The 11,037-nt window shown below is 46.7% G+C and carries 10 protein-coding genes; 6 read left to right on the top strand and 4 right to left on the bottom strand.

Translation table 11 applies throughout. From position 1 onward, the window contains the following. The 4 genes from KOO63_10505 to KOO63_10490 all read left to right on the top strand — a co-directional run. Positions 1-364, top strand: a 364-nt coding sequence (locus KOO63_10505) for a restriction endonuclease subunit S (GenBank protein ID MBU8922236.1), incomplete at its 5' end; no start/stop codon positions are given. Beyond that, the gene (locus KOO63_10500; protein ID MBU8922235.1) at positions 361-2,799 is read left to right on the top strand and encodes a DEAD/DEAH box helicase family protein; all 2,439 of its coding nucleotides are present in this window, start codon (positions 361-363) and stop codon (positions 2,797-2,799) included. The genes KOO63_10505 and KOO63_10500, both read left to right, overlap by 4 nt. Positions 2,800-3,130: 331 nt before the next feature. Then, on the top strand, positions 3,131-3,883 hold the full coding sequence (locus KOO63_10495; GenBank protein ID MBU8922234.1) for an abortive infection family protein: 753 nt from the start codon (positions 3,131-3,133) through the stop codon (positions 3,881-3,883). After that, complete coding sequence (locus tag KOO63_10490) at positions 3,870-5,381, top strand: HNH endonuclease (protein MBU8922233.1); 1,512 nt, start codon at positions 3,870-3,872, stop codon at positions 5,379-5,381. Before KOO63_10495 ends, KOO63_10490 begins: the two co-directional genes overlap by 14 nt. A 377-nt stretch (positions 5,382-5,758) precedes the next feature. Here the strand turns inward: KOO63_10490 and KOO63_10485 are convergent, their stop codons facing one another. The 3 genes from KOO63_10485 to KOO63_10475 form a co-directional block, all read right to left on the bottom strand. Continuing rightward, the gene (locus tag KOO63_10485) at positions 5,759-6,415 is read right to left on the bottom strand and encodes a bifunctional DNA primase/polymerase (protein MBU8922232.1); all 657 of its coding nucleotides are present in this window, start codon (positions 6,413-6,415) and stop codon (positions 5,759-5,761) included. A gap of 264 nt (positions 6,416-6,679) precedes the next feature. After that, positions 6,680-7,255 (bottom strand): ATP-binding protein, encoded by a 576-nt coding sequence (locus KOO63_10480; GenBank protein ID MBU8922231.1) that lies wholly within the window; start codon positions 7,253-7,255, stop codon positions 6,680-6,682. Between the two features lies 1 nt (position 7,256). Then, positions 7,257-7,496: a hypothetical protein gene (locus KOO63_10475; protein ID MBU8922230.1), complete on the bottom strand. Its 240-nt coding sequence runs from the start codon at positions 7,494-7,496 to the stop codon at positions 7,257-7,259. A 539-nt stretch (positions 7,497-8,035) separates the two neighbouring features. Here KOO63_10475 and KOO63_10470 point away from each other — a divergent pair. Then, positions 8,036-9,046, top strand: coding sequence for a hypothetical protein (locus tag KOO63_10470; GenBank protein MBU8922229.1), 1,011 nt, complete (start codon positions 8,036-8,038; stop codon positions 9,044-9,046). A gap of 9 nt (positions 9,047-9,055) precedes the next feature. Here the strand turns inward: KOO63_10470 and KOO63_10465 are convergent, their stop codons facing one another. After that, positions 9,056-10,255, bottom strand: a complete 1,200-nt coding sequence (locus tag KOO63_10465; protein MBU8922228.1) for a tyrosine-type recombinase/integrase — start codon at positions 10,253-10,255, stop codon at positions 9,056-9,058. Positions 10,256-10,803: 548 nt separating this feature from the next. On the opposite strand from KOO63_10465, the gene KOO63_10460 reads away from it, so the two are divergent. After that, a partial coding sequence (locus KOO63_10460) for a hypothetical protein (protein MBU8922227.1) occupies positions 10,804-11,037 on the top strand: 234 nt, incomplete at its 3' end.

The following is an 11,037-nucleotide window of genomic DNA, read 5'->3' as shown; positions in this document are numbered from 1 at the left end:
CCTCTGTTGTATCACCCTTGACCAGAGCAAGTGCTTGCCGGAGTACCTATACCATTACTTCTTGCACCATCCGCTATCGCTCGAGTACCTCGAGAAGAATGCAAAAGGGGCAATCATGGCGGGGCTGAATATGGCAATCATCAAAGGCCTCCCCATCAAGCTCCCGTCGATAGAAGAACAGGTTGACTTGGTTCGTAGGTTCGATTCATTGCGCAATCATGACAGTTTACTGAAGAAGACATTCGATGCAAAGCAGGAATGCCTCACTAAACTCAAGCAGTCAATCCTCCACAAAGCTTTCACTGGCGAACTTGCCGCTGATACGAATGCTGCCAACCGTACCCTCTCGGAGGCCGGATTATGACACTCAACCGAAACGAAGCTGAAACCCGTGCAGAACTAATTGATCCAATAATCAAGTCTGCAGGCTGGGGTGTTGTTGATGGTAGCCGTGTTTCCCGTGAGTATCAAATCACTCTCGGTCGTCTCCAGGGAGCAGGTACAAGGGCTAAACAGGAAATCGCCGACTATGTTCTCGTCTACAAGAACCAGAAACTCGCTGTGATCGAGGCAAAGCGAGAAAGAGCACCAGTAACCGAGGGACTTGGTCAGGCCAAGAAATACGCTAAAAAACTTCATACCCGTTTTGCTTATGCAACGAATGGCCACGGTATCTACCGAGTGGATATGGATACCGGTGAAGAAGGCGATGTTGACAGCTATCCAACTCCGGATGAGCTGTGGAACGCTACCTTTGGCAAAGCAGAGGCACAAGAACAGATCTGGCGTGAGAGATTCTCTGCAGTTCCCTTCGAAGACAAGGGTGGCCAGTGGCAGCCACGCTATTACCAGCATAACGCGGTCACTAAAACACTGGATTCAATCAGCCAAAGACAGGACCGTATCCTGCTGACGTTAGCGACGGGAACTGGCAAGACAGCCATAGCCTTCCAGATAGCCTGGAAACTTTTCCACAGCCGCTGGAATCTTGCTGATTGGCGCGGCAGGCTCGAAGAAGGGATGGAGCCGAAGAGGCGACCTCGTATCCTATTTCTGGCAGACCGCAATATCCTGGCCGATCAGGCTTTTAACGAATTTAGTGCTTTTCCTGAAGACGCTCTGGTTCGAATCGATCCACAGATCATTCGTAAGAAGGGCCGTGTGCCAAAGAACGGAAGTGTCTTTTTCACGATCTTCCAGACCTTTATGACCGGGCGCGATGAGAACGGGGATCCTAAACCGAGTTTTGGCGACTATCCACCAGACTTTTTCGATTTTATCATTATTGACGAGTGTCACCGGGGCGGAGCCAACGATGAAAGTAACTGGCGTAGTATTATGGAGTACTTTTCTCCAGCAGTACAACTGGGGCTGACAGCTACACCGAAACGGACAAACAATGTTGATACTTATGTCTACTTCGGTGAACCAGTGTATGTCTACTCCCTCAAAGAAGGTATAAACGACGGCTACCTGACTCCATTCAAAGTTAAACAGGTAGCCACCACAATAGACGATTACATTTACATTCCAGACGATGATGTGATCGAAGGCGAGATCGAGGTGGACAGACGATACACCGAGACGGATTTTAACAAGATCATCGAAATCAAGGCCCGGGAGAAGAAACGTGTCGAGATTTTCATGGGTGATATCGACCAGAACCAGAAAACATTGGTATTTTGTGCAACACAGGATCATGCCCTTGCAGTCCGTGACCTAATCAATCAGATCAAGACTAGCAAGGATCCGAACTACTGTGTTCGTGTGACAGCCAACGATGGTGAGGACGGAGAGAGACACCTACGCGTCTTCAGAGACAATGAAAAGACGATTCCAACGATATTGACGACTTCGCAGAAGCTTTCCACCGGAGTGGATGCCCGCAACGTACGTAATATAGTGCTCATGCGACCGATCAACTCAATGATCGAGTTCAAACAGATAATCGGTCGCGGAACCCGACTCTTTGACGGCAAGGATTACTTTACAGTTTACGACTTCGTGAAGGCTTATTACCATTTTAATGACCCAGAATGGGACGGTGAGCCAGCTGAGCCGGAAAATTGTACCAAATGCGGATTTTACCCCTGTCAGTGCGAGAAACAACCAAAAGAGCTTTGCCCAGTGTGCGGCAAACAGCCCTGCGAGTGTGAAAAGCCGCCTTGCCCAGAATGTGGACAGAGGCCGTGTGTATGCCGGAGGATGACAAAAGTTAAAGTCAAACTCGCTGACGGTAAGGAACGCACGATTCAGCACATGATAGCGACGTCATTCTGGAGCCCGGATGGAAAACCGATGTCAGCAGCGCAGTTCATGGTTCGGATGTATGGCGACCTTCCTGAGCTGTTCAAAGACGAAGACGAGTTACGCAGATTGTGGAGTAGGCCGGATACTCGGCGTAAACTGCTTGAAGGGCTGAAAGAAAAAGGGTATGGGCACGAGCAACTCGCCGAACTGAAACGTATGATTGACGCGGAAAAAAGTGACCTCTACGACGTACTTGCATATATAGCTTTTGCTCTTGCTCCTATCAGTCGTGAAGAGCGAGTGACAGTGCACCGTAGCATTATCTACGCTGATTATGGGGACAAGCAACGAAAGTTCCTGGACTTTGTGCTCGAGCAGTACATCAATCAGGGTGAGGGGGAACTGGATGATGAGAAACTACCACATCTGATCGATCTCAAATACCATGCAGTTGCAGATGCTGTTGCAGAGTTGGGTCAGGTATCTGTTATCAGAGAGGTGTTCATCGGTTTCCAGAAGCACCTATATGAATCACAAGCCGGAGAGTAACCATAGCCGTCTTTTCCCGTACGCATCTAATATCAACATGAGGATGAATGTAATCGATAAACGGAGAGTGTTAACACTCCCGCAACGCGAGCCGAGCCTATCTAGCGTTGGGGGGACCCCATGTTGGTGGGCTGGTCAGATATCTGTCTCAGTACAGCAGATTTAATATTTGGAAAACATTATGTTATGGTGTGTGAGATGGTGTGCTGAGTAGGAAATAAAGGGGGTTTGACGGAGATGATTAAAATTGATAGTCTCCAAACAGACAATGACGATCTGAGTAATAGTAATAGCTAGCTGACTGTAAGGGTAAATCAAATAAATGGCTATCATGGACGAACTTAAAACCGATTACGATCGTGCAGATTGCCTCGTCAACATCCTGATTGACAGAGCAACAGCTCAGATCACCGATGAGGAGACGTTTCAAGCTTTACGAACATACTTTATGTCTCAGGATTCTCAAGCAAAGCTACTACCATCTTGGTTTGCAAGACAGCGGTCACTTGAACGATTCTGGCGATACATCAAGAATAAGTTTGATACATATGCCGAACGACGAGCATTTCTTTGGTCGGAATTTGAAAAACTTCTCGCTTATTGTGAAAAGGGAGAGCAGTTCCCAGCGGAAACGGACATTTCAGAGGGGCTAACATCATTTGACAGATCTAGCGTCAATCGTGCATGGCGGAGTATGATTCGACGACAAGATAATGATCCCGAAGGGGCTATTACTGCAGCAAGATCCCTTCTTGAATCTGTGTGCAAACACATTCTTGATGAACTGGGAATTGTATATGATGCAGGGAAGGTTGAGTTACCCAAACTTTATAAGTCAGTTGCTAAAGAACTGAACCTGTCTCCCAGTCAACATGCTGAACCCCTCTTTAAACAGATTCTTGGTGGGTGTTCCTCTATCGTGAACGGATTAGGGTCTATCAGGAACAAGCTTGGTGATGCCCACGGGAAAGGCCAAAAGCATGTGAGGCCTACATCAAGGCACGCACGATTAGCAGTGAACCTTGCTGGAGCGATGGCTCTGTTTCTAGTTGAAACCTATTTGAAAAGATATGAAGAAAAATGATTCAAAATCGTATGGTGGTGAGTGTGCTATGAATTCTATATTATTTGTTCGAGCTGGTCACAAAAATGAATTAGCCGATGAGTTTCTCTCTCTTGGAATAGTTGCAGTTGGATGGAAGAAACTAGCTGATTTATCGTCTATTAAATCAGAAGGAGAACTCGAGAGGCTTTTAATCGAAGCATACCCTAAAGAAGGTGTAAAGAAGGACGGTAGTGTAAAGAAACATTATGCAGAGATTATCGAGTTTTCCATCACAGCCAAACCTGGAGACCATGTTGTGACGGTTGATAGTGTCAATAAAAGGCTAATAGTGGGCGTGATTGAAGGTCCATATAAGTATACTTCTGAAAAATATCTTTGGTCTGGAGGAGAACCATACAGGCACACATTGCCGGTTTCGTGGAAGTATGCTGTGGCGCGAACTAAAGAGGAGAAACATTCATTCCCAGAAACTGCCCTCGTTGGAAAGACAACCTATTGGTTATCGGATGATACTGTCGAAGCAATACTAAAGGCTCCAAGGCTGATTCTTGAGAATCATGTTCAAGTCAAAAAGCTGAGGAACCCGAGATATTGGTGGGTAAATCAGAACCAGACGTACAAGCACGAAGTTGAAGGCGGTTATTTGTGGTCTCCAAAGCTAAAGAAAAACGGTCACAGAAGTCATTCCTACGATAACATGACAAAGGTGAGCCCTGGGGATATCGTTTTTTCGTTCAAGGGTGCAAGGATACCGGCCATAGGAATTATTCAATCAAAGGCCGTTGGATCTGACAAGCCGATGGAGTTCGGACAGTCAGGGGAGAATTGGGACAAAGATGGCTGGTATGTGAGCGTGGAATACCATGAGCTGAAAAAGAAGATAAGGCCGAAGGATCATATTGATCTGATCATACCAACCCTGCCTGATAAATATTCACCTCTTCAAAAGACTGGTGACGGTATTCAGAACACTTATCTGGCTGAGATCCCGAAAGAGATGGCTGGGGCGTTAGTGAACTTGATAGGCCCTGAGGCAGATGAGATCGTTCAGGGCCTCCGCTACGAATCGTTACAGAACATTACAGACGATGAGATTGAGAATGATATTCGGATATCTGATACAATCACAAATACTGAAAAAGAACAGATGGTGAAGTCCCGCCGAGGACAGGGAGTGTTCCGTACTCGTCTCGAATCGATAGAGGACCGGTGTCGAATCACAGGAATAACCCAGAAGCACCATCTTCGAGCAAGTCACATTAAGCCCTGGAGAGATTCGAACAACAAGGAACGACTGGATGGGGAGAACGGACTACTGCTGTCTCCTCACGTGGATCACCTGTTTGATAGGGGTTTCATAAGTTTTAAAGATGATGGGACAGTTCTTTTGGCTGAGAAACTAGATCAGTCGGTTCTAGATAGGTGGTCGATTGAGTTGCCTATGAACGTAGGTTCTTTCTCGACAGGACAGAAGAGGTACCTCGACTATCACCGCGGGAACATTTTCAATCAATAGGATCTGGTGATTTAGCTGACACTGTGTTCAGGATGCAGCCAAGCTGGTTCTTTCAGCCCCGCCGCGTACAAATTATTACTGTTGAATCGGTTATAGACCAGAATAGCCTCCCCAGCCCTCTCCGCGGCCACTCAACTGTCAGGATACCAACATGCGGAGGAATCTAATCGATAGCCGCTAGTTCCTCAGGATCCAGAATATCGGGGATGATATCTCCTTCCAGAATGCTCTGAGACGTGAGAACTCACCAGGGTGGTGAAGGTTTTTGATGGAAAAGGGAAGAGCCGACTCATGGGTCGGCTACGGGGCTTGGACGCAGAATGTGCCGAGCCCCGTAGCATAGGTCAAAGGTCGATTCAACCTCTTGCTGGAATCGCTTATCCGTTCTCAGGGCGTTTGAATAAGGGATTCTCAAAGTACTTCGGGTAATCCAAGGATTTCTTCTTTCTTCTCTTCTTGCGCATTATCCTTGCTCCATTTGAGTCGAATATTACCTTACGACCTTGCTTTTTCCTGATCATCTTCAACTTTTCATCAAGCCAATAGGGCGGAATATACCCGGCCACTTCAATGGAGCCCTTTCTATATCGGTACGGGTTCCCGTTGACATGGGACGGTGGAATAATTATATAGCCTCCTTTCTCCAGAACATTAACTCCTCGTGCGATCTCTCCGTAGCAGGTTTTGATTCCGGATCCTGACATATAGTAATATTGCAGTGTTCCATCTGGCGTTTCCACGACACACGAGCTAATGAGCTCACATCCTGGAGGTGGCCACGGATCATGACCTCTTTCTAGTTCGATAGCCATAATTCCGAAGAATGTGCCGGTGATGATGCCCAAGATGGCATCCTGTTGTCCTGAGAACCACTCGATTACTTCCTCTCTTGTAGGACGTGTGGTTCTGTACTTCTCCCATGGAACGAGGGAGTACTCACCGTTCTTTTCTACTGGTACTGGGTGCAGGTTACTTTCCAATGCCCTCAGCGCCGCTTGGAGCATGGGATTCTTTTCGATTGTATTTTCGTTCATATTGAACGTCCTTTCACTCCCGTGAACAGCCGTTGACTTTTCCAAATATATCGGTAAAATCAAACGTGCCTCTCGGGAAATAATGTAATCTTCTACGTCATTTTCATCGAGGTTTCAGCCCGCTACTGCAGTGACAGTCGGTGGGCTGTTTCATATTCAGATACGGCCAGCACAATCTCGCTGCTCAAGCTGGCGTGAGGTCAAACAAGCATAGCATCACTTCTTTCGATCTGCTGTGTACGTTTCATTCGAATTTCCTGAATCTCACGATCGCTTCCTTCTGAAGTCAGGCATGTCCAATCGGATAATTTTTCCTTCAGACAATCGAGAGGCAATGCGCGGATCGATTCTTTGATCAATCTGCTCTAGGGACAGATTTGAAGTCGTGATAGTCACGATTTCCTCTCTATAGCACCTATCAACAAGTAGAAACACTGACTGAGCGACGTACTCAGAGAGCTTGCCAGCACCAAGATCGTCGAGAATGACGAGCTGTCTCCGGTTGAGACGGTCAAAAACGGTCTTTTCCGACCTATTCGAGGAGATGGTGCCACGGAGATCTGCAACGAATTCTGGAGTGGTTATAAACAGGGCACGTCCAGAAAAACCAGCATTTTGAGCCTCCTTTAGAATTCCGACGGCGAGGTGTGTTTTCCCAGACCCGCACCTGCCGGTTAAGAAGACGCTACCAGAACCACCAGCAGCGAGCTTCTCAGCGAAATCTCGGCTGAAACGAACAAACTTCTCGCCGCTCCTGAAACTATCAAGGGAACAGCTTTTATACTTTGGAGGAATCCCGGAGTCAGCCAGGAGTTCTCCAACAGAGCGACATTTTTTCATTTCATTCTCCTTGGATGTCGACAGGATACTTTCCCCCGCCTCGTGTACTCTTCTTCTCATCTTTCATAAAATTCTCAAAATTCTTGTCTGTGTCCTTTGCCTGGCCTTTGCCTGCCCTTTGGTTGTCCATTGCCTGTCCACTTGGCTGGCCATCTTCAGGATCGGTGTGCTGGTAAGCCTTCCAATTATTGACAGTTACAATGGAATAATGGGTGTTAGATTTTATTCCGATATTTCCCATCTTTTGTAACTTGAGCATCCGATTTCGGACAGACGAGGGTGGCATGCTGAGCTCACGACCAGCAGTCTTTCGCCCAAAAATAAACTGGCCGGGCAGAAAGTGGACTTCTGAAGTGCCTCTACCTGTGACAATCGGAAAACAGCGCTTCTGGTGACTTGCCTTCAGCAGGCACCAACACCAGATTTTCCAGAGCTCGGGATTCTGAAAAGCCTGACTTTCTGTCGACTTTCGCCAAAGTTTTATATACCCGCGATTCATATCGCGTATCCTCCCTTGTTCTCCGTTCTGTCTATCGCCCTAATATTATGAAGTAGGAGACTGAAAATAAATCACGGAGGGCTCCGCGAGGTTGTCAAAACCCTAAGTAGATTAAATAGTTATCCCCTTGAAAATTTTAGGTAGACAAGAAGAAATAATTGGATGATTCTGCGTATGTAGCGGTAAAAAGAGGAAGCCAGCTTAGGGGCTTCAATCTCACCTGAGGATATGAAGCATCTTGTGTGTGGATAAGATAGGTTGAATTCCGTGGGAGGTATTACGTGGGCTTCTCTGCACTTTTCTTAAGTAAATATCGCCTGGTCGACGTCGTCGATCTACGGACGTTTGTCGATGCCCGTGGCGCAACAACAATAAGGAGTTTTAGAGACGATGGCAATCAAGTTGCTGCGGTGATCAAGAGTCTTACAAAGGCTACTGATGACTGGATTGAAAAAAAGGATTTGCCCACTCTTGATAAGCTTATAGAAACTGGAGAACTAACTTCTGGAACTTTTTTCACTCACGGGGGTCCATTCTGTGCCAAGGACATTGTCGAAGGCAATAGACAGTTCTTTCAGGAGAAACCGCTAACTGCAAATCCAATCCTACAAGCAGAACTCACATCAGCGGATGGTTCCAACCTGATCTTGGAAGTTCCAGTTCATCCAGAGAATTACATTACCGATTCAGCGGCAGATATGCTTACGAGGACCCCAAGTCTGTTTATGGTTGGGTGCTTGGTACATGTAGTGCCGCCTAACTTGATTGCCCAGGCTTATGCAATTGGCTTTAGGCATGATCAATCGATGGGGGATGATGATGCACTAGACCAGAAATCCGTGGATCCCTATTTATCTGATGAGGAAAGGCTAGACTACAAGAAGTTCGAATATCAGTGCCGGGATTGGGTTTTTATCCCCGGCTCGATACCAATGGGCAGAAGCAACTTTATTGAAGTTAATGGTCATAAGACAAAAATCGGAGATTCCCTTTTAAAGTTGTTTCTACGTTTTGTGGTGGAATTGAAGAAGAATAAAGGGGGATGGGTTAATGTTATTACCCTGAAAGAAGAGGACGTGATTACTAACGAACAGGGATATCAACAGTATAATCTTCTCAGAGATAAATTGCAGGGATATCTGCTTAAGAAGGACGCGAAGAAGTTTATCCAGAACGATGGATCAAATCGATATCGCATCTCCACTCATCCAGACTTTATCACCTACGAAAAGAAAAAACTCATCAAACACCCAGATCCCAAGATCAGAGAACTTACCGAAGAGCTTCTATAACAAGTCAGCCTATTTCATTAGCGGAATCACAATTCCCTTTCGTCCTTCTGTTATCTCGACGATCTTCTGCGCCCACGCTTCCAACGCCTGTCGTTTTTCCGTCTCGTAAGCAAATCTGTCATAAATTCCGGTAACGGCGCGATCTTTATGATTCAGAATTTTTGAAACGACAAGCCTGGAGATTCCCAGAGAAGCGAGCCCCGTGGCTGCTGTTCGGCGTAGGTCATGAGGAGACCAGCTTTTCTTTCCGAATATCTCCCTGTGCAGCCCGATTGCGTGAGCCATGGCGCTCACGTGCATGTGCTTACTATCGTTGATGCTTTTCCCGCGTTTAGCAGGGAACAGGAATCGGCTGCCGTCGTGTCGAGGAATGTCCCTGATTATTTCTTCCGCCAGAGAACTGAGGGGGACAGAGTGTGAGAGGCGATTCTTTGTCTTCTCTCCGGGTATGTTCCAGACCCCGTTCTCGAAGTCGAAATCATCCCATTCGGCTCCTATGACTTCTCCAGGTCGCTGTCCAGTGACGAGAATCAACTTCAGTGCCGATTTCAGGTGAGTACTGTAAGGAAGGTCATCGACTCTGTCCCAGAATACAGCAATCTCTTTATCGGTCAGGACACGGTCTCTGGATCTTTCTCTCGTGGATTTAATGTCACGAGCTGGGTTTTCTTCGATTACGCCTCGGGAGATGCCGAAGGAATAGATTCTTTTTACAAGCCCACCACACCTATTCGCCATTACCGGAGAACCACGGTCCCTGATCTTGTCAATTAGAATAACAACTGTTCGTCTCTGCACCTTCTCGACCGGGATGTCTCCAAGCGTTGGGAGTACGTCCTTTTCAAGAATTCTCGCATCTTCCTTGATGACCTTCTCGCTTCCTTTTCTCTGAAGATATTCACTCGCTAAATCGCCAAAGGTGGTCACTTCTGCAGTCTCAAGAGCGATCGCCATGGGGTCGTGTCCGAGGGAGACCTGAGCAAGAAACTGTATCGCCTTTTTCCTTGCTTCCATTGGCGTGATCTCCTCACTACGTCCGATAGTGAATCGCCTGACCTTCTTTCCTTTGTTTCTGTAGCTGACGAAGTAAGCGAGTGCCCCCGAAGGTTTCACCCTAACTCCAAAGCCAGATGTTTTGTCATCCCAGACCCTGTAATCGTGGGTTTTCGGTTTCAGCTCTTCTACAAGTCTTTTTGTTAATTTAGGCATCAAAATCAGCTCCTGACATCGGGTCTCAAGGAATATCCAGGGCACCACGGGGGCACCACTAATCCATCGTTATATTCATGTTTGCGTAGACTTCAAGGATAGTCAAGTCCCTATAACCTTTTATTTCGCTGTAAGTTGCGTATATTCAGGCTCTGTTTTGATTATTTCAAAGAATTAATGGATCCGATGTTTTACACGCAGGTGACCTCAAGCGCGGTATCTGCTGCAGAAACCGGATTCTATCGTATAATTCAACTCTTACGGGATAATTGAACTGGGGATTATACAGCAGGGTGTGGTGGGGGCACCCGGGGGGCACCAACATAAGCGGGGGCATGTCATTGTTGACGAATGGCTTAAACTGTGATAGAATCCTGTCCATAAAATCCTAAGGGAAAGAAACATCTACATTCAAGGAAATTCAGGACAGCACCTTAGGCATTTGCGTCAGGTACAGCATCTCGACACCTTTGCACCAGCAGAATTATGATTTGCTAAATTCATTGGCGGAGCAGTCTGTATATCAACATGCCAAAGGAGGCCATTAAATGAGAAACAGATTCAGTATTTTTTCCGCGTGCGTCCTGCTGCTTATTGTCGCGCTAATGCCGACAGTAGCCCGAGCAGAGACCGGTGAGGTTACCGTTACTTATAGGTTCACCCAGAATCAGCTAACGGCGGTGAACGATCTTCATATCAAAATCAAAATCAAAGAACACTCAGAGATAGTTTATGTCAACTATGTCAGAGTTGATCCTGAAGCTACCACAGTGGAAGTGGTT

The organism is Candidatus Latescibacterota bacterium (assembly GCA_019038625.1).
In the GTDB taxonomy this organism is placed as follows: domain Bacteria; phylum Krumholzibacteriota; class Krumholzibacteriia; order Krumholzibacteriales; family Krumholzibacteriaceae; genus JAGLYV01.
Note: the sequence above shows the minus strand (reverse complement) of the source record. Positions and strands in the feature narration are given on the sequence as shown.

Bases quoted from the DNA above. Each gene is read 5' to 3' on its own strand.
- KOO63_10480 (MBU8922231.1), bottom strand. From the start codon at position 7,255: ATGAAAAAATGTCGCTCTGTTGGAGAACTCCTGGCTGACTCCGGGATT.
- KOO63_10475 (MBU8922230.1), bottom strand. From the start codon at position 7,496: ATGGGAAATATCGGAATAAAATCTAACACCCATTATTCCATTGTAACT.
- KOO63_10465 (MBU8922228.1), bottom strand. From the start codon at position 10,255: ATGCCTAAATTAACAAAAAGACTTGTAGAAGAGCTGAAACCGAAAACC.
- KOO63_10490 (MBU8922233.1), top strand. From the start codon at position 3,870: ATGAAGAAAAATGATTCAAAATCGTATGGTGGTGAGTGTGCTATGAAT.
- KOO63_10500 (MBU8922235.1), top strand. From the start codon at position 361: ATGACACTCAACCGAAACGAAGCTGAAACCCGTGCAGAACTAATTGAT.
- KOO63_10485 (MBU8922232.1), bottom strand. From the start codon at position 6,415: ATGAACGAAAATACAATCGAAAAGAATCCCATGCTCCAAGCGGCGCTG.
- KOO63_10495 (MBU8922234.1), top strand. From the start codon at position 3,131: ATGGACGAACTTAAAACCGATTACGATCGTGCAGATTGCCTCGTCAAC.